Genomic DNA, 18,466 nt, shown 5'->3' on the forward strand with positions numbered 1-18,466 from the left:
CCGGAAATCAATGCAATAGTCGTCTTGGTTTTATAGGAAAGGTGCAGCTGGCAGGTAAGTCCGAGCAGGCATCGTCAGCATATGAATTGCTGTTGGATTGGGCGCGCTCTGGAGTAAGGGCAGCATGCTACCACAGCATAAATGAAAAAGATTATGCCGAAACAGGCAGGGTCATGCGCGGAATGCAAGAGGCTGGTGCAGTGTGAGGCGGGGAGGGAAGAGGGCGATGCGGATGACGGACCTGCGTCCGTCATCCGGCTATTGAATCAGGCAGCTTTGGCCTGGGTCTGGCTGAGTGAACGATTCAGGGCACTGAACAGGGCGCGGAAGCTTGCCGTGGTGATGTTTTCATCGATGCCCACGCCATGGACGGCGCGTTCGCCATTCACGCGCAGCTCAATGTAGGCAGCCGCCTTGGCGGTGGTACCCGAGCCGATCGCATGCTCGTTGTAATCCATGATTTCCACGGCCACCGGCAGACCGGCAACCAGTGCTTCCAGGGCGCCCTTGCCCTTGCCGCGCCAGTGCTGGGTTTCGCCGTCGACGTGCACCTCGGCATCCACCGAGCTGTTGCCGTTCTCCTCCTGCAACTTATGGCTGATCAGCGCATAGGGAACGTTGGCTTGCAGGTACTCACGACGCAACAGCGAGTGAATCTGCTCGGCCGTCATCTCCAGACCCAGACGATCGGTTTCACCCTGAACCACCTGGCTGAACTCGATCTGCATGCGGCGTGGCAGGGAGATGCCATATTCCTGTTCCAGCAGGTAAGTGATGCCACCTTTGCCCGACTGGCTGTTGACGCGAATCACCGCCTCGTAGCTGCGACCGATGTCGGCCGGGTCAATCGGCAGGTAAGGCACTTCCCACAACTCGCCTTCCTTCTGCTGGGTGAAACCCTTGCGAATCGCATCCTGGTGCGAACCGGAGAACGCGGTGTGAACCAGGTCGCCAACATACGGGTGACGTGGGTGCACAGGAATCTGGTTGCATTCTTCGACGACCTTGCGCACACCGTCGATATCCGAGAAATCCAGCTCCGGGTTGATGCCTTGGGTGTAAAGGTTCAGGGCCACGGTGACCAGATCGACGTTGCCGGTCCGCTCGCCGTTACCGAACAGGCAGCCCTCGACGCGGTCTGCGCCGGCCATCAGGCCCAGCTCGGTAGCGGCAACGCCCGTACCACGGTCGTTGTGGGTATGCAGGCTGATCAGCACGCTGTCGCGGCGGGTAATGTTGCGGCCGAACCATTCGATCTGGTCAGCGTAAATGTTGGGTGTCGCCACTTCCACGGTGGCCGGGAGGTTGAGGATCACCTTGTTCTCGGGCGTCGGGTTCCACACCTCGATCACCGCATCGCAGACTTCCTTGGCGAATTCCAGCTCGGTCGCACTGAAGGTTTCCGGCGAGTACTCGAAGGTCCACTGGGTTTCAGGCTGTTGTGCTGCATATTTGACGAACAGCTTGGCCGCGTTGACCGCGATCTCTTTCACCCCGGCCTTGTCCTGATTGAAGACGATGCGGCGGAATGACGGGCTGGTCGCGTTATACAGATGAACAATGGCCTTTTTCGCGCCGCGCAGCGATTCGAAGGTGCGGGCGATCAGGTCTTCGCGAGCCTGGGTCAGTACCTGGATGGTGGTGTCATCCGGGATATGTCCGTCTTCGATCAGGGTACGCACGAAGTCGAAGTCAGTCTGCGAAGCCGATGGAAAGGATGCCTCGATTTCCTTGACGCCAACGCTGACCAGGGTTTTCCAGAAGCGCAGTTTCTTGGCCGCGTCCATGGGTTCGATCAGCGACTGGTTGCCGTCGCGCAGGTCGGAGCTGCACCAGATCGGCGCTGCATCGATGGTCTTCGAAGGCCAGGTGCGGTCAGGCAGATCAATGGTCGGGAACGCACGGTACTTCTTCGAAGGGTCTTTGAGCATGGTCATCAGGAAATCCTTTTGTATTCACGGGGCCGGGGTTGGGCGGCCTGCCGTTCTGGATAGATAGCACAGGGAATTGCGAACACAGGGACGAGGCACAGCATGCTAGCCAGGCAGTCGGGCGCTGACCAGGCTGAGGCACCGGTGTTGGCGCAACAGAATAAGGGTTTGAGAGGTTTTCATGAGGCCAACCGTAACCATTGGCATGGATGATGGCAAGCACTTGAAAAAGATTGGAATAAATTCTCGAAAATACGTCTTTGGCGAGTTTTTATAGCGGTATTTAAAGCGTTATATCCAGGTTATTGTTGGTCGAAAGCGATGTGCGCAAGTGAGGGGTTGCGTGAGCGAGCGCCGTAACGCTCGCTCACCAACAGGCTTATGGCTGAAAAGCGCCGATGAAGATCGCCGGGTCCACGCGCGCATCGTTGAGGCTGACGTTCCAGTGCATGTGCGGCCCGGTTGCGCGACCGGTGGCGCCGACCTTGCCGACCACTCCGCCACGCGGGACGAGGTCGCCGACCTTCACGTCGATCTTCGACATATGGCAAAACATGCTGATGAAGCCTTGCCCGTGATCGACGAATACGGTGTTGCCATTGAAGAAATAATTGCCGATCAGGATGACCTTGCCCGCTGCCGGGGACTTGATCGGTGTGCCGGCCGGAACCGCGAAGTCGAGTCCCGAATGCGGGTTGCGCTCTTCGCCGTTGAAGAAGCGACGCACGCCGAATTTGCTCGACAGCGGGCCGTTGACCGGCTTGTCCAGAATCAGGTTGCTTGGCGTGCCTGGGCTGAAACTGCGGTAAGCGCGCAGTTGCTCGGCCAATTCGCCCTCGATGCGTTTGTTGTCTTCAGGGTTGGGATTGACCTGACGTTTGTTCTTGAGCGTGATGTGCTGCTCCGGGTATTTCTTGCTGCCAACGGTGAAGTTGAGCGTGCGCCCGCCGGACGTGACTTGCTGAGTGCCGGGTTTGACGGTCAACGGAATGCCCACGATGGCCAGCCAGCGCGTGCCCTGTTCCTTGACCACCAGCACCGGTTTGCCTTGATAGGTGGCGGTCGGAGCCTGAGCGCCAGTGCCCAGATCGACAACCGCCACGCCGCCTGGCACCGGTTTGTCGAGTGCGCGGGTAATAAAGCTGTCAGCGTGAGCGGGAAGACAGAGCAGCAGGGCGAACAGCGGGGCGATAAAACGTAGCATCAGGCAGTCAGTCCAGAAGGGAGAGGGTCACGGGTGTGAGGTGATTGTCTTCAACGCGCACTTGCAGTTCGCCTTCGCCGAGCCTGGCGGTAAGCCGTTGGCCCGTTTGCGTCTGTGCCGCGCTGCGGATCGCATGGCCGCGCTCGTCGAGCAGGATGCTGTAACCGCGTCCCAGTGTGGCGAGCGGGCTGACCACGTTGAGGGTCTGCACCTGACTTTGCAGTTGCAGCTTGCGCGCCTTGATCTGTTCACGAATGGCTCGCGGCAGACGCTCGGCCAGGGCATCCAGACGCTGGCGCAAAAAGGCCAGGGTCCGACCCGGGTGCTGGGCAGCAAGGCGGCTCTGCATGTGCGCCAGGCGCACTTGGCGTTGATGCATGTTCTGTTCGAAGGCGCGGAGCAGGCGCATGTCCAGATCATCCAGCCGTTGCGACTGCTGACGCAAGCGCTCGCCAGGGTGGCGCAGACGCCGGGAAATACCCTCCAGACGCAGCCGCTCGCGCATCAGGCGGTCCTGCATGCGGCTGACCAGTCGCCGGTGCAGGTTGTCGACGCGTCGATGCAGGTCGCTGGAATCCGGGGCGAGCAGTTCGGCGGCAGCGGAGGGCGTCGGTGCGCGCACGTCGGCGACAAAGTCGCTGATGGACACATCGGTTTCATGCCCGACAGCGCTGACAATCGGCGTCACGCACGCGTCGATGGCGCGGGCGACAGCTTCTTCGTTGAAGCACCACAGGTCCTCCAGCGAGCCGCCGCCACGGGCCAGGATCAACGCATCGAAGCCCCTGCTGTCGGCCAGCTTCAGCGCGCGGACAATCTGGTTGATCGCCTCGCGACCCTGAACGGCTGTGGGAATCAAGGTCAGCTCGACCCGCGGCGCGCGACGGCGGAACACGCTGATGATGTCGCGGATCACCGCACCGGTCGGAGAGCTGATAATCCCGATACGTTGCGGGTGCAGCGGCAGTGCGACCTTGCGCTCGGCGCTGAACAGGCCTTCGTCGCTGAGCTTGGCTTTCAACGCATCGAATGCCAGGCGCAACGCACCATCACCGGCAGGCTCCACCGTGTCGAGAATCAACTGATAGTCGCCGCGGCCTTCAAACAGCGAGACCTTGCCGCGCACCTTGACCTGCAAGCCGTCCTTGAGCGCCTGACGCACACGCGCCGCGCTCTGCCGGAACAAGGCACAGCGCACCTGCGCGCCAGAGTCCTTCAGCGTGAAGTACACATGGCCCGACGCCGGGCGCGAGAGGTTGGAGATCTCCCCCTCGACCCAGATACTGCTGAACACGTCTTCCAGCAGCACACGGGCACGGCCGTTGAGCTGGCTGACAGTAAGGACTTCCCGGTCGAGGCCGAGTCTTGCGAAAGGGTCTTTGATCATGTCCGGCATCATAATGGCAATGCCGGTCTGGCGCACAGGTCTGTCTCGTCGGTAAAGGCAGGATTGCTTCTTGACCTGAATGGCCAGCCTATTAAGCTGCGGCCTCGAACAGCTTGAAGCGACGCTCCGTTATGAACACCCAAAGCATCATCGTCCCGCAAATTTCCACCTTTCCCGGGCACGAGGCCAGGGCGCGGCTGATCCTGCGCTGGCTGGTCAAGCTCGATGTGGTCGAGCCGGAGCTGACCACGTGTGGACGCACCTATAACAAGATGGCCTACGCAGTGGCACCCGGAGCGAAGCGGGTGGTGAAGAACCCCGATGCGTTGCCGTTCGGGCAGGTCGTCAATGGCCTGGAAATCGTCACCAAGCGCTGCATCTATACCCCGCTGAACGACTTTGCCGAAGAGGCCGGCTGCCCTGAGTGTCGCCGCGAAGTGGGGGAGGAGCTGTTCGACAGCCTGGAAGACTGGATGCCCGGTCATACCGATAATTTCACCTGCCCCGAATGCCGCCACGAAGATGACATCAACGGCTTTCTTTTTCTCGACGCCTGCGGGTTTTCCAACCTCGGTTTCATCTTCAATAACTGGCTGGATGCGTCGTTCACGCAGACCTTTCTGGATGACTTCGCCGAACGTCTGGATCGCCCTGTCTCCTGCGTTAATGTGCGTCTATAAACAGCTTTGATAATAGGCTGAGGTTTACATTGAGCCGGGCGGGGTCTGTGGGTATAATGGCGCGCTTCCAATTTCCCGCCCGGGAGCCCCCGCGATGCTGCGTATCAGTCAAGAAGCCCTTACATTCGACGACATTCTCCTTGTGCCCGGTTATTCTGAGGTACTTCCCAACGAAGTCAGTCTGAAAACCCGTTTGACCCGTGGCATCGAGCTGAATATACCTTTGGTCTCTGCTGCAATGGATACAGTCACCGAGGCCCGTCTGGCAATTGCCATGGCCCAGGAAGGCGGTATCGGTATCATCCACAAGAACATGACCATCGAGCAGCAAGCTGCCGAAGTGCGCAAGGTCAAGAAGTTCGAGGCCGGCGTCGTTAAAGACCCGATCACGATCGAAGCCGACGCCACTGTCCGCGATCTGTTCGAACTCACCCGCATGCACAACATTTCCGGCGTACCGGTTCTGCACAATGGCGATCTGGTCGGCATCGTGACGTCCCGCGACGTACGCTTCGAAAACCGTCTTGATGTCCCCGTTCGCGAAGTGATGACGCCCAAAGAGCGTCTGGTCACCGTGCGTGAAGGCGCCGACAAGAACGAAGTGCGCGAACTGCTGCACAAGCACCGTCTGGAAAAAGTCCTGATCGTCGACGGCAACTTCGCGCTCAAGGGCATGATGACCGTCAAGGACATCGAAAAAGCCAAGGCTTACCCGCTGGCCAGCAAGGACGATCAGGCTCGCCTGCGCGTCGGCGCTGCAGTCGGTACCGGCAAGGACACCGGCGAGCGCGTCACCGCACTGGTCGCGGCTGGCGTTGACGTCGTGGTCGTCGATACCGCTCACGGCCATTCCAAAGGTGTGATCGACCGCGTTCGCTGGGTCAAGGAAAACTTCCCTCAGGTGCAAGTCATCGGCGGCAACATCGCCACCGGCGAAGCGGCCAGGGCACTGGTTGCCGCAGGCGCCGATGCAGTCAAGGTCGGTATCGGCCCGGGCTCCATCTGCACCACGCGTATCGTTGCCGGTGTCGGCGTGCCGCAGATCAGCGCCATCGCCAACGTCTCCGCTGCCCTTGAAGGCACTGGCGTGCCGATGATCGCCGACGGCGGTATCCGCTTCTCCGGTGACCTGTCCAAGGCCATCGTGGCTGGCGCCTCCTGCGTGATGATGGGCTCGATGTTCGCCGGTACTGAAGAAGCGCCAGGCGAGATCGAACTGTTCCAGGGTCGTTCCTACAAAGCCTATCGCGGCATGGGTTCGCTGGGTGCGATGTCCCAGGCGCAAGGCTCGTCCGATCGCTACTTCCAGGATTCGTCCGCAGGTGCCGAGAAACTGGTGCCTGAAGGTATCGAAGGCCGTGTGGCCTATAAAGGTCCGTTGTCGGCCATCATCCATCAGTTGATGGGCGGCCTGCGTTCCTCCATGGGTTACACCGGCAGTGCCGACATCGAGCAGATGCGCACCAAGCCCGAGTTCGTTCGCATCACCGGTGCCGGTATGGCTGAGTCCCACGTCCATGACGTGCAGATCACCAAGGAAGCGCCGAACTATCGCGTCGGTTGATCCGGACTGCATCGGGGTGTTTGCCGCGATGCAGGCCAGCAAGTTTCATAGCCGGGGCTGTTGACGCAGCCCCGTGTCGTTTCTGTTTTTTGACGAGAATGAGTCATGGCCCTCGACATTCACGCCCACCGTATCCTGATCCTCGACTTCGGTTCCCAGTACACCCAGCTGATCGCCCGCCGCGTGCGCGAAATCGGCGTGTATTGCGAGCTGCATCCGTTTGACATGGACGACGAAGCGATCCGCGAATTCGCTCCAAAAGGCGTGATCCTCGCCGGCGGCCCCGAGTCCGTACACGAAGCCGACAGCCCGCGCTGCCCGCAAGCGGTATTTGACCTGGGTGTGCCGGTTTTCGGTATCTGCTACGGCATGCAGACCATGGCCGAGCAGTTGGGCGGCAAGGTTGCCGGTTCCGAGCTGCGCGAGTTCGGCTACGCTCGCGTTGACGTAGTCGGCAAAAGCCGTCTGCTCGATGGTATCGAAGACCATATCGACGCCGACGGCCTGTTTGGCCTCGACGTATGGATGAGTCACGGTGACAAGGTCACCAAACTGCCGGAAGACTTCCACATTCTGGCCAGCACCCCGAGCTGCCCGATTGCCGGTATGGCTGACGACGCGCGCGGTTACTACGGCGTGCAGTTCCACCCGGAAGTGACCCACACCAAGCAGGGCGGTCGCATCCTGTCGCGCTTCATCCTCGACATCTGCGGCTGTGAAGCACTGTGGACCCCTTCGAAGATTGCTGAAGACGCTATCGCTCAGGTTCGCGCTCAGGTCGGTACTGACAACGTGTTGCTGGGCCTGTCTGGCGGCGTTGACTCCTCCGTGGTCGCGGCGCTGTTGCACAAGGCCATCGGCGATCAACTGACCTGCGTATTCGTCGACAACGGCCTGCTGCGTCTGCATGAAGGCGAGCAGGTGATGGCCATGTTCGCCGAGAACATGGGCGTCAAGGTGATCCGCGCCAACGCCGAAGAACAGTTCCTGAACAACCTGGCAGGCGAGAGCGATCCAGAGAAGAAGCGCAAGATCATCGGCCGCACCTTCATCGACGTGTTCGATGCCGAGTCCTGCAAGCTGGACAACATCAAGTACCTGGCGCAAGGCACCATCTACCCGGACGTCATCGAGTCGGCTGGCGCGAAAAGCGGCAAGGCCCACGTCATCAAGTCGCACCACAACGTAGGCGGCCTGCCGGAAGAAATGAACCTCAAGCTGGTCGAGCCACTGCGCGAACTGTTCAAGGACGAAGTCCGCCGCCTGGGCCTCGAACTCGGCCTGCCCTACGACATGGTCTACCGCCACCCATTCCCCGGCCCAGGCCTGGGCGTGCGCATCCTCGGCGAAGTGAAGAAGGAATACGCCGACCTCCTGCGTCGTGCCGACCACATCTTCATCGAAGAACTGCGCAAGGCCGACTGGTACCACAAGGTCAGCCAGGCGTTCGTAGTGTTCCAGCCGGTCAAATCAGTCGGCGTCGTCGGCGACGGCCGCCGCTACGCCTGGGTCGTCGCCCTGCGCGCTGTCGAAACCATCGACTTCATGACAGCTCGTTGGGCACACCTGCCTTATGAGCTGCTGGAGACGGTGAGCGGTCGGATCATCAACGAGATCGAAGGGATTTCGCGGGTGACTTACGATGTGTCGAGCAAGCCGCCGGCTACGATTGAGTGGGAGTAACTGATGTTCGTAGCTGTTTGATTTTTAAATAAAAATAGAATGGCTACGAAGATTCTGGGTCACCAATGGCTTTGTCCATGGTGCGCAGGCAGGGTTTCATCAGAAAAGTACATCGATACCATGTTCGGTTATGATTCCCATATGGTATCGAGAGTGCTATCTGCTTAGAGGATGTTGCTGTTGCGGCTGGCGGCAGTTCTTAGTCAGTGACAACTGCTGTGCGGGCTCATAGCTCACACTCTGCAAATTACCAGCGTCCGGAGATGTCGGTTATTTGGTGCTAAAGTCCTTCAATATCGCCGAATAAACTAAGCAAGTAAACTTTGCTCGTAGACCTGTTTGATCGCTGAATTTTTCGACTCACTACGGTGAGTACCGTTTTATAGCTGCCTCCTATGTTTGCCTCGGGCTGTCCGGTGAACTGGCTTGGCGCAACCTCCCAGCGCTGTTACTTGCAATCATGCTCATAGACTTTACCCAGCGACTTAAGTCGCAAGTTCGCATCTGGCATTCTCTGACAATGCAATGCCCAGAATTCGACCCGCGTAGAGATAAATGACCATGTGCCCGCATCGACAAGTAGTCTGAAATATTTTTTCGTGAGCGCTAGGTACAGGGGGCAGGCTGGGTGCCTCCCAGCCGTTTTCTGATCTTACTATGTCAGGATGGACGATTATTCATTATTCAGAGTGATAAATGCCCAAAGCAATTGTCATCGAAGATGAGTAGCTTGAGCATGCGATCCGATTTGCAAAGGTGAGTAATTCTGAGAGTGGTGTTCGGGATGTAGCGAGGAACTACCAATCGCATTGTGAGGTGACTCGATGATATCAATTGCAGGCGGGGTACGGGGCCGTTTGCTCCGCAGCTGCGCCAGCAGATCCTGACTGGAGTACGTGGCGCGAGTTTATTAGTTATGGCTATAATGCGCGCCTGGAACAGCTTTGGCGTGTTTCTCCTAAATGGGCGCATCGGCATGAGTCTTTACCGTGCGCCGAAAAAGAGCTTAAAAGAATATTCTACTGGATGAGGTTGGATGAGTTTTCATCATGAGTTAGCACTGGCATCTCACCTGTAGCAAGCCCCTCTGTTTGAGAGTGAGTACGTAACGCTGTTTCCCAAAGAAGATGCCCAGCTTTAGTGATCAGAGCAGCAGACTTTCCGTATTTATGCGCTACAATTTGAGCCTCAATGGCTAAACAGTATATTTCATCAAGTGTAGTAAGTTTTTTGCTAAACTCACTCCTCACTCTTTCAATGCGCTTAGCTATGCGATGCTTATGATCGTCACTCAGGTCCGAGCTTTCTTGAATGGCTTTTTCCAGCTGGTCAAGAATTTCTGGGACTTTCAAGAAGTCTCCGGATGTTAGCTCATAGCCAAACTGCCCATCAATTGAATTAGACAGTAGACGGTCAATCTCTGCCTCGACTTGAAGAGATTTATTGAGGGCTAAGCGAGCTTCGAGTTCTTTTTTTACAAGAATAATGTAGGTGTAAAAATCTGAAAGATTTTGGGGTTTGCCATCTTGAATTTGTGGAAGGGTTAGACCGCTAGCGATGAGCTTATTTTGAATCATGCTGTTGAGGATTTTTCCAGCCTCCAATAGCAGAGAAGCGTTATCTTTAAGGCTATGAGAAATATTTGAAACATTGGAGTCTACAAATGTGCAGACCTCCAAAGCAACGTCGTGCGGTTCGATGCGGATCCTTGCATACTGCTCATTGGTGAAATGCATATGTCTCTCCTTGAGTTTGGAAATGACAATCATCGCATGAATATTGTATCTGGCGATAATCGTTTTCCTCCTAATGATTCGGTCGAAGATGTTGCTCCAAAGGGATGCGCTGAGACCTGATGAGCACCACTGTATTTTCCGTAAATCTAGGCACACGGGGCTATAAGCTATTCAGTAGGCTTGCAGCCAACGCTCTCAGGACCTTTCACGATTCATCACCAATCCTGACAGAGAGCCCCATGACTGTACCTATCGCCGCACAACATCTCTTCGCTCTGGTCAATTCAAGCACCTGATCCACGTTGCTTTCGTCACAGGCCGCATGCCTGAACGTGACGTGATGCTGCGATGGCTCATGCATACCGCTGAGATTTTCTTCACTGAGCTTGCCTTGCAGGATGTGGCCGATGTGCTTTACCCGAGCGGATATATCAAGCCTGAGATCTATCTGAAGGTAGAAATTACCAAGGGATGCCATCCGCGCAATGTGTACCTGACCTATCCATGATGCCTTGCTGCCCTAACCGGCTGGATAGCAGTCGCTTGTGGCGGGGGACTTTTCGGCACTGGTGAATACCGAGGCTTGCGGCCAATCAAGGTTGATAACCACACAAGGTCCAAGCCTTTGATGGCGTTTAAGCACTGTGGTCTGAGCAGTGACCAGCGTTGTAGCGGGCCTTTGATTCGCTTCAGCAGACCGGAAGGTAGGTATCAAGCAGGGATTCTCACACAGCAAGCCTATTTAGCCATAGACCAAGTGGCAATTCGGCATGCCGTTGCGGTTGCGCTGGCATAGCGATATCAGTAATGATTGTTGGATCCATATTTGCGCAGGAATCTTCGCTCAGCCGCACCCTAGCCCCGGCCCTCAACACCCGGGGCCGATTACTTAGAAGAGGGGCGCTTTCCGCTCCCTAAGATAGGGCGGCACAACAAAATGAGTCACAAGATTTTCTTGAGTCACAATCATGCGGACAAGCCAATCGTCGAACCTGTAGCTGTTAGGTTGGCGGAGATTTTTGGCATTGATCAGGTGTTCTATGATTCTTGGTCGATCCGCCCAGGTGACGGCATCATTGATCAGATGAATAGAGGGCTAGAGGTTCCTGAGTATGTCTTCTTTTTTGTCTCGGCTAAAAGTCTTGCTAGCCAAATGGTCAGGTTGGAGTGGCAAAACGCTTTGCATGCAGCAACACGCGGAAAGACCCGAATGATCCCTATCAGAGTTGATGGCAGTCCGATGCCAGCTCTGCTTACTCAGACGCTCTACATTGACATGTTCGCTGTCGGTCTCGAAGCGGCCATCGCTCAGATCGTAAGTGTGGCGCAAGGAAGCGCGTCGTTTTCGCCTCAACATCAAGGCTTTTCAAATCTAACGTTTTCAGCGGTACTGGGGTCTGATGGCTGCATCACGGTAACAATCCAGGCATCCCATTTGATGGAGCCAAACCCTAGTTTTATCCTGCTAACCAAGAATTCGGAGGAAGAGATCTCCTGGACCCATGGAAATAACGAAGCTTTTTTTGGTGGGTATAACAAAAATGCGTTCACCAGCTCCAACGGTGAGCATGTTCACGCCATTGTTTTTAAAACAATGGGCGGTGCGATAACCCCTAGACATCCGCTTCAAATCAACCTGAGTAAGCGAACGGACACGCCTTTAGTATTGCTGGAGGTGATGCACGAGGCAGGCAAAAACACCTGGGAGCCGATTCCCCATAAAGCCTGACCAAGGTCATCGCGGAAACGTGGAGCGACTAAATGGAGAAGTTGCTGTTTTCATCCGGCACATTACCGGGCGCGCGCTGGTCGAATGGGAAAAAGTATGTGGCTGGCATTGGTGAATCTGGCACCAGCGATTGGCCTGGCCGGAAGCAGATGACTTCCCGAGTCTCACATTGATAGGAAAAGCCCGCCTATGGCGGGCAGAGGTCACACAAAGCCGATGTTCCACACCGGAAACGATCAGTCGCCCGGCTTGTGCTTGTGTGGTGGCAAGGTCGGATGTTTTTTCTCGCTGGGCGGATTTACATGCCGTCTGCGATCATCCTGACCGTCCTCGCGCTTTGGTTTCGGCCCCGGTTTGATATCAGTGAACATTGCGGTACTCCTTAATGGCTGGATGAGCGAATTAAAAGTAGCCGATCGCCGAATCGAACGTTGCATTATCGGAAAAATCTATGAAATTTATGTGGCTTACTGGGCGCGATCATTCTTGCAGGCTGTATAAGCACCTCTGCTGAGCTGGTTGCGTATTGACTAAATAGGTCACAAGCTTGCCCATCGACTATCGTCGAGCAAAGGGACGTACGAACGTGCTGGATGTACTGATTGAAGCGATTTTTCGCGCCATCTGCTTTCCTGTTGGCTGGCCCATCGTGAAGCTTCTCACGCGAGGTAAATATCCATCGAAGGGCTCTTGGTTTGCCTATACACCGGAGTCTGAGTGGATTTCTGCGGTGGGGTTCGCCGTTCTGATGATCGCGATGATGGCAGCCATGAAACAATTCATTTTTCCATAGCGCGCCGATAGCACCGTTCGTAGGCGTGATCACCGGACGCTTACGGCCAGGTGGCCTGAGCGACCCGCATAAAGTTGCCGCCAAAAATGCCGTCGATCTGCGCGGCATCATAGCCACGCTGTAGCAATGCCTCTGCCACCAGCCCCAGCGCTTCCGGTTGCAGTTGACGATGTCCAGTGATACCGCCATAGAATGCTTTGGGCCACCAATCCTCTTCCTTCACGTCCTCGGACAAATCCTTAACATCAGGATGCAGCTCGGTGTCGAGGCCCAGGCCGATATGCGCCGTCCCCGCTCGCTCGGCCAGATAATCGATTTGGCGCACGAAGGCTTCGACCGACGCCTGCGGATCGCCCAGGAAAATACCCAGACCGGTCAGCCCGATCACGCCACCCGATTCAACACAGGCCATGATCTGCTCGTCATCCACCGTGCGTGGATGGTCATACACGGCCTTGATATTAGTGTGTGAAAAAATAACCGGCCGCTGTGACAGCTCGATTATTTCCATGCTTGCGCGCTTGCTGGTATGGGAGCAATCCATCACGATACCTGCAGCATTGATCGCCCTCACGACCTCGCGTCCCAGCGCGGTCAATCCCATGCCGCTGCCGTGGCAACCGCCCGCACAGCTGTTATCGCGGTTGTACGCCAGAAGCATCTGGCGTACGCCGAGGTTGGCATACAAGCGGACCATTGCCGGGTCTTGCAGCAGCATGTCAGAGCCTTCCAGGTCGAAAGACACCGCCAGCTTTCCCTGCTCGCGGGCGCCGTGCAGGTCGGCAAGGGTACCGGCCAGCATGATGTTTTCGGGATGCTCGACCAGCCATTGGCGAAAGCCTGCGATGACCTGTATCACATCGCCGAACGGGGTCATGTCCATGCCCACATTGACCGAGACGTGATGAAAACCGCTGTCGCGGTAACGAAGTAGCGCAGACATGTCCTGGTTGGGCAGCAATGGCAGGCAGGCATGGGCCTCCCAGCGAATGGCGCCGCGGGCAAGCGTGGGCACGGTACTTGGATTCATCGCGCAACTCCGGAATTCGTGGGGCGGGTATCAGCAGGCTCTCTAAAACTACCAAAGGTGAGCAGGCCGGTACATTGGGCAATCCGCAAAGCACCTCATTTGAAACTGATCTGAAGTTCGAGGAAAATCGTTACGGAAAATCCGCTCAAAGGCCCCCCGAGCCCCTAACTTTAACGCCGGGGGCATCCAGCAAAAAGATTCAATATCCGCATCCGCAAAAACCAAGGACCCCATTCATGAAATCCCTATTTTCTTTCAGTTCATCCTTTCTGATCATATTGTCGCTAACGGGATGCGCAGCGAATATGGATGCACCACAGCACGATCAGCCTGGAGAAAGTGCGCTTTACGGTAGCTGGCATGTTGCAGGTGTAGCGATATCAGACTCGGGCGTGCAGGCACTGGGGGATGATGATCCGAGCTTTATGGGTCGACGTCTCAGTTTCAATCACGACCAGCTTGCATGGAAGGCGTCGGCAAACTCGACGGAAGATGTGTGCAAGGGGCCTGTTTTTCATAAGCTTCCGCCGATCAGTGGAGCTGAACTAGAGCCACAACTCCATAAGCTTGGTATCGAAAAAGCCGTCCGCTATGGCGTTGAATGCAAATCTGGAAGCTGGGGTCCTTTTGATAAAGAAACGCCGGCATTTTTCCTGGCACAGGACGGGTCGTTAGCTCTTTCTTGGTATGACGGCGGACTGCTGAAGCTGGTGCGAGACTGACCACGGAAGGGGCGCGCTGCAACCTGTGAGGCCTTGGCAGGGTTTGATTTTCGCGCCCGCGTGCATACGGAGGAGTTGATAGTGGCCTGCACCGTGACATGGCTGAGACTGTCTTTTCAGAAAGTCTCAGCCACTGCCTCCACCGGCCAGTCAGTTATCCAGCAGAAGCGACACCACACCCATCCAATCAAGCAAAGAACTCACCTGCCTCGATAAATATTCGACTCCGGCTTCTCATAAAACACCGTCTCACCCGGTGTCCGATCCATCACATCAATCAGCTTGAGCCAGGTATCCAGGTCATCCGTGCTGATCTTCGTGTCGCGCTTGTCTTTCTTCCAGAGGTTATCCAGCAAGTCGAAGAAGCCTTGGTCACTAAGAATAAACTCGGCCGCAGCTTTTTCCTTCTCGTCGCCACCACTCAGAATCTTCTCGAAGTCCTTTTTGCTGACGATATCGTCCTTGCCGTTCCATTCGTCCCACTTCTCGCGGATGGTTTCGATCTCTTCCTTGTGCGCGTCGTAGTACGCCTTGTTGTAAACGTCCATTGGCAAGCCGTTGGTATTCTCTCCAACGATGCCGTTTTTGTCTTTATGCACGCTTTCGTCCAGGCGGATCATCGACGAGCCCTGATCCTGTGGGGTTTCCTGGAAGTGTTTCCACTCTTCGGTCTGGTAGTCGAAGATGCTTTGATCGTCCGGTGCATCCCGGCCTTCATATTCGTAGAAGCTGTAACGCCCGTATTCAAGCTTGTCGCCCCAGTCGTCCTGCGCGAAGCCCAGTTCGGCCTGGTCCTTGAACCACTGGCCTTCCTTGTCGGTGGCCTTTTGTTTCTTCTGATGATCGACGAACACGCTGATGATGCCGGTAATGATCCCCAGGCCTGCCGTCACCAGAAATAGCGGCGCGGTTGCTCCAGCAATGGCGCCGATAGGGCCGAGCAAACCGGCGATCCCGATCCCGGCGGCTGCTGTGCCCGCCACACCTGAAACAATTTGCAGGCTGCCATTGGCAATTGCCAGATCGCTGTCGGACTTGATGCCATCCTTGATGGCGATCCCGCCCATGACGATATCGGCGATGCTCATGATGTCCGGTGCTACGCCGAGTACCTTGACCACTGTCCCGGCAATGCGCGCCGATACACCGGGCACCACCTTGTCCGCTCCGTCCGGTGCAGCACTCTGAACGCCTTGTGCAACAGATTGTGGGTCTACCAGGCCCGCACCCCCTGCATTACCGGCCACGGCCTGGCCGACCGAGTTGCGCATGTTATCGACGATGTCATCAGCCGGGATTGGTTGATTATCGGCTTCGAGCATCACGTTGATCGACTCGCGATCGATCTCGTCGCTGCCAAGCATTTCACTCAGGTTGACCCGATCGTTTTCCGCCGGGACCGGCTGACCGTTGCGCTCCAGCTGGTCCTCAATGCCGGCAGCAAACGCTTCACGGGTTGGCGGAGTGATGTCTTGTGCGACGAAGCGCTGCACGGCATCGTCGTAGAGTTCGTACAACGAGTCGCTGTAGCTGGCGTAACCGGAGCCGGAAGCAGAGTCCGGAACCGGCGTGCTGGCAGCACGCTCCACCTCGACGGCCATATTGTTCAGGCTTTCAGCATCCAGGGCAGGGAGGTCGACTAAGGCGCGCTGAGAATTGATACTCTGCACCACCGCATCCTGATTGATGTTCAGTCTCAGATCTTCAGCCAGTTCGTTCAGATTGCCGTACTTCGAATAATCTGCGGGCGGAGTGCCGCCAGATCGGGTCACGATCTCGTCCAGCAATTCGCGACTGACGTCCTCGGAAAGCGAGCCGGCGTCGTTGACCTCATTGATCAGGCCAATCTGATCCATTACGTCGCCGATACTGCTACCTGCTCTGATGCTGTCCAGCTCATAAACGCTGGCCAGTCGGTTCTCCAGACTGGCCGCAACGTCTGGCACGTTATTGGCAGCCTGCGCCGTTTCAATCTTTTTGCCCCACAAACCTTCCTTGCCCCAGATCTCCGGGACGCTCTTGCTCAGCCCGAGCAAATCCGCAGTTTTGGTGTGGGTCATCAAATCAAAGATGCCAGTCTTTTCAAACTGCGCACCGGAGCCCAGGAAGGTGATGAAGTCCTTGGCGATAGCCAGGCGTTCCAGTGGATCATCAGCAAGTTGGCCGTTCTTGGCCGTCAGCATATAGATAGCGCCACCGAGAGAGGTGAAGCCCGCAGCGGTGCCGAATACGCCGCTCTGATTAAGCTTGCCGATGGCTTTCTTGAAGCCTTCCTTGTCTTCGGCACCCACGTATTTACCTGCCAGGTTTTCCTCGAGCTGCGCCTGAGTCATTTCGCCTGATTTGACCTTGTCCACCTGGTCCGAAAAATCGCTGAGTTTGGTTTTGTCCTGTAGCAACTCGTTGATGAATTTCTCAATCGTCTCCTGAGTACGGCGGGGTATATCCGCCATACCTTTGATCCCCTGTTTAAGTGCAGAGAAAATGTCCTTCAGGGCCAGCTCTTTGTATTCGTCCGGGATACCGCCAGGGTCGGCCATCAACTTATCGACTTCGGCCATGACGCTGTTTTTCTGCAGCTCATTCTGGGCGTCTTTCGCCAATTGCGGATCGAGAAGTTCCAGGCTGGAAAGCAGGCGGGCTACATCGGATTGTCCTTCGGACTTTTTACCGGCCTTGTCCAGATCAGCGAGGTAATCGACAAACTCGCTGCTGACCAACTTGTCATGCAGGTCCTTGGCCAACGCTTCCTTATCACCACCGCTGACTTTCTCGATGGCCGCGTCCATCTCGGCCTGATATTCCTTGCCGATCTTGTCCTTCTCGCCATTGCCATTGGCAAACAGCTCCGTCAACGCCTTATCGATGTTATTGCCGTCGAGGATGTCCTGCATATCGGCGCTTGTCAGGGTTTCGCCCTCGCTGTCGAACCTGCGCCAGGACTCTGCGCCGCGAGGCTCTTCGATATAAGGCGTGATGGTGCGTCCACTTTCCATACCGGCCTTGGCCTGGATCGCCATGACCAGTTTGTAAACATCGCTGTTCTTGTCGACTTTCTTGTCGTCGACCAGCTTCTGATACTTGTCCATCAGGTTTTTGGTGGCAAGCTCGACCACGGTCAGGTCTTCGGAGTCCTTGTCTTTCTCGTCAGACTTTACGCCTGTGGGTTTACTGAGAATATCCAGTTCGTCGAGATTGCCCAGGCCGTGTTCGTCACGGATCTTCTGCACGTCGCCCTGCACCCCGGAACTGCTCTTGTCGGCAACCCGGTCATACAGCTCCTTGTTCTGATATTCGGAGACCACGTATTGCTTGCCGTCGCGGCTCTCGAACTCGATCACGCCGTTTCCCAGTTCGTCCTTGGTGCCAGCCTTGATGATGTCGTGATCCGCGACATAGACGTTCTCGTCTGCCACTTCGCGCCCGTTGTTATTGACGCGGTTTTCCACGGTAACGCGCGAGAGGCCCATTTGCTGAGCCGCAGTGAACAATTCCGGTGTGAGTGCTTTTGAAACAGTGACCTTCTCACCATCCTGTTTGACGTAAGTGACCACCTCGGCTGTTTCCAGCTGACCTTGCCATTCAAAGTTCTTGATATCGCCCCACGCAGGTAGCTCGGTGTTTCGATCTGCGATTGGGGTCCCGTCGGCGATGGCTTTTTCGACCAGCGATTTCTGTGTCGGAGACTGGCTCAGGTCATCGAGTTGTTTGAGAAACTGATACAACTTCGGATTAGTCGACGCCGCTACAACAACACCTTGCCCATCACGCTCGTAACGCATGTCACCGTTGTCGGTAACCGAAACGGTGGTGCCTTCAATCGGCGGCCATTGCTCGTTGTCGGTTGCGGTGCGGTCTGGCTTTTTCTGCTCATCGCCCTTGGCGGAGACGATGCTGCGCTTAAGCCTCGACTCGAAATCTGCAAGACCTTCGCGAGGGAGCGTGTCGTTTTTGGGCGTGATGTTCATGAGCGCCTCGTCAGTTAAGGCGAGCCTTGAAAGGTAAGG

At 56.3% G+C, this 18,466-nt stretch carries 14 protein-coding genes; 7 read left to right on the forward strand and 7 right to left on the reverse strand.

Translation table 11 applies throughout. The features are described from left to right. Nucleotides 1-266: 266 nt before the first annotated feature. The 3 genes from leuA to xseA all read right to left on the reverse strand — a co-directional run bounded on the left by leuA (nucleotide 267) and on the right by xseA (nucleotide 4,522). Nucleotides 267-1,937 carry a 2-isopropylmalate synthase gene (leuA, locus tag ACW55A_RS02115; RefSeq protein WP_003433446.1) on the reverse strand — a complete coding sequence of 557 codons (1,671 nt, stop codon included), beginning with the start codon at nucleotides 1,935-1,937 and terminating at the stop codon, nucleotides 267-269. A 373-nt stretch (nucleotides 1,938-2,310) separates the two neighbouring features. Beyond that, nucleotides 2,311-3,135 (reverse strand): peptidoglycan DD-metalloendopeptidase family protein, encoded by an 825-nt coding sequence (locus ACW55A_RS02120; protein ID WP_498810453.1) that lies wholly within the window; start codon nucleotides 3,133-3,135, stop codon nucleotides 2,311-2,313. Between the two features lie 7 nt (nucleotides 3,136-3,142). After that, nucleotides 3,143-4,522 (reverse strand): exodeoxyribonuclease VII large subunit, encoded by a 1,380-nt coding sequence (xseA, locus tag ACW55A_RS02125; RefSeq protein ID WP_498810455.1) that lies wholly within the window; start codon nucleotides 4,520-4,522, stop codon nucleotides 3,143-3,145. Between the two features lie 131 nt (nucleotides 4,523-4,653). On the opposite strand from xseA, the gene ACW55A_RS02130 reads away from it, so the two are divergent. The 3 genes from ACW55A_RS02130 to guaA all read left to right on the forward strand — a co-directional run bounded on the left by ACW55A_RS02130 (nucleotide 4,654) and on the right by guaA (nucleotide 8,449). Continuing rightward, the gene (locus ACW55A_RS02130; protein WP_455807824.1) at nucleotides 4,654-5,202 is read left to right on the forward strand and encodes a sugar ABC transporter ATPase; all 549 of its coding nucleotides are present in this window, start codon (nucleotides 4,654-4,656) and stop codon (nucleotides 5,200-5,202) included. A gap of 94 nt (nucleotides 5,203-5,296) precedes the next feature. Further along, nucleotides 5,297-6,766 (forward strand): IMP dehydrogenase, encoded by a 1,470-nt coding sequence (guaB, locus tag ACW55A_RS02135; RefSeq protein ID WP_003433443.1) that lies wholly within the window; start codon nucleotides 5,297-5,299, stop codon nucleotides 6,764-6,766. Nucleotides 6,767-6,871: 105 nt separating this feature from the next. After that, a complete protein-coding gene (gene guaA / locus ACW55A_RS02140) occupies nucleotides 6,872-8,449 on the forward strand; it encodes a glutamine-hydrolyzing GMP synthase (RefSeq protein WP_003433442.1) in 1,578 nt (525 codons plus the stop codon). Nucleotides 8,450-9,468: 1,019 nt separating this feature from the next. Here guaA and ACW55A_RS02145 read toward each other — a convergent pair. Beyond that, nucleotides 9,469-10,185: a hypothetical protein gene (locus ACW55A_RS02145; RefSeq protein ID WP_455807823.1), complete on the reverse strand. Its 717-nt coding sequence runs from the start codon at nucleotides 10,183-10,185 to the stop codon at nucleotides 9,469-9,471. A gap of 322 nt (nucleotides 10,186-10,507) precedes the next feature. On the opposite strand from ACW55A_RS02145, the gene ACW55A_RS02150 reads away from it, so the two are divergent. After that, the gene (locus tag ACW55A_RS02150; protein WP_498810459.1) at nucleotides 10,508-10,693 is read left to right on the forward strand and encodes a hypothetical protein; all 186 of its coding nucleotides are present in this window, start codon (nucleotides 10,508-10,510) and stop codon (nucleotides 10,691-10,693) included. Between the two features lie 429 nt (nucleotides 10,694-11,122). Further along, complete coding sequence (locus ACW55A_RS02155; RefSeq protein WP_498810461.1) at nucleotides 11,123-11,914, forward strand: toll/interleukin-1 receptor domain-containing protein; 792 nt, start codon at nucleotides 11,123-11,125, stop codon at nucleotides 11,912-11,914. Between the two features lie 236 nt (nucleotides 11,915-12,150). On the opposite strand, the gene ACW55A_RS02160 is transcribed toward ACW55A_RS02155, so the two are convergent. Continuing rightward, entirely contained in the window at nucleotides 12,151-12,285 is a 135-nt protein-coding gene (locus tag ACW55A_RS02160; protein WP_268814751.1) for a hypothetical protein, read from the reverse strand. A 215-nt stretch (nucleotides 12,286-12,500) separates the two neighbouring features. Here ACW55A_RS02160 and ACW55A_RS02165 point away from each other — a divergent pair, with 215 nt between their 5' ends. Beyond that, nucleotides 12,501-12,707: a hypothetical protein gene (locus ACW55A_RS02165; RefSeq protein ID WP_455808888.1), complete on the forward strand. Its 207-nt coding sequence runs from the start codon at nucleotides 12,501-12,503 to the stop codon at nucleotides 12,705-12,707. Nucleotides 12,708-12,747: 40 nt separating this feature from the next. On the opposite strand, the gene ACW55A_RS02170 is transcribed toward ACW55A_RS02165, so the two are convergent. Then, a complete protein-coding gene (locus tag ACW55A_RS02170) occupies nucleotides 12,748-13,737 on the reverse strand; it encodes a dipeptidase (protein WP_455808887.1) in 990 nt (329 codons plus the stop codon). On the opposite strand from ACW55A_RS02170, the gene ACW55A_RS02175 reads away from it, so the two are divergent. Then, complete coding sequence (locus tag ACW55A_RS02175; RefSeq protein ID WP_455808886.1) at nucleotides 13,728-14,459, forward strand: hypothetical protein; 732 nt, start codon at nucleotides 13,728-13,730, stop codon at nucleotides 14,457-14,459. The genes ACW55A_RS02170 and ACW55A_RS02175 overlap by 10 nt on opposite strands. Nucleotides 14,460-14,659: 200 nt before the next feature. Here the strand turns inward: ACW55A_RS02175 and ACW55A_RS02180 are convergent, their stop codons facing one another. Then, complete coding sequence (locus ACW55A_RS02180; protein ID WP_455808885.1) at nucleotides 14,660-18,427, reverse strand: hypothetical protein; 3,768 nt, start codon at nucleotides 18,425-18,427, stop codon at nucleotides 14,660-14,662. Nucleotides 18,428-18,466 lie beyond the last annotated feature (39 nt).

This window comes from Plantibacter cousiniae (nom. nud.) (assembly GCF_977070315.1).

Bases quoted from the DNA above. Each gene is read 5' to 3' on its own strand.
- leuA (WP_003433446.1), bottom strand. From the start codon at position 1,937: ATGACCATGCTCAAAGACCCTTCGAAGAAGTACCGTGCGTTCCCGACC.
- ACW55A_RS02120 (WP_498810453.1), bottom strand. From the start codon at position 3,135: ATGCTACGTTTTATCGCCCCGCTGTTCGCCCTGCTGCTCTGTCTTCCC.
- xseA (WP_498810455.1), bottom strand. From the start codon at position 4,522: ATGATCAAAGACCCTTTCGCAAGACTCGGCCTCGACCGGGAAGTCCTT.
- ACW55A_RS02130 (WP_455807824.1), top strand. From the start codon at position 4,654: ATGAACACCCAAAGCATCATCGTCCCGCAAATTTCCACCTTTCCCGGG.
- guaB (WP_003433443.1), top strand. From the start codon at position 5,297: ATGCTGCGTATCAGTCAAGAAGCCCTTACATTCGACGACATTCTCCTT.
- guaA (WP_003433442.1), top strand. From the start codon at position 6,872: ATGGCCCTCGACATTCACGCCCACCGTATCCTGATCCTCGACTTCGGT.
- ACW55A_RS02145 (WP_455807823.1), bottom strand. From the start codon at position 10,185: ATGCATTTCACCAATGAGCAGTATGCAAGGATCCGCATCGAACCGCAC.
- ACW55A_RS02150 (WP_498810459.1), top strand. From the start codon at position 10,508: ATGCCTGAACGTGACGTGATGCTGCGATGGCTCATGCATACCGCTGAG.
- ACW55A_RS02155 (WP_498810461.1), top strand. From the start codon at position 11,123: ATGAGTCACAAGATTTTCTTGAGTCACAATCATGCGGACAAGCCAATC.
- ACW55A_RS02160 (WP_268814751.1), bottom strand. From the start codon at position 12,285: ATGTTCACTGATATCAAACCGGGGCCGAAACCAAAGCGCGAGGACGGT.
- ACW55A_RS02170 (WP_455808887.1), bottom strand. From the start codon at position 13,737: ATGAATCCAAGTACCGTGCCCACGCTTGCCCGCGGCGCCATTCGCTGG.
- ACW55A_RS02180 (WP_455808885.1), bottom strand. From the start codon at position 18,427: ATGAACATCACGCCCAAAAACGACACGCTCCCTCGCGAAGGTCTTGCA.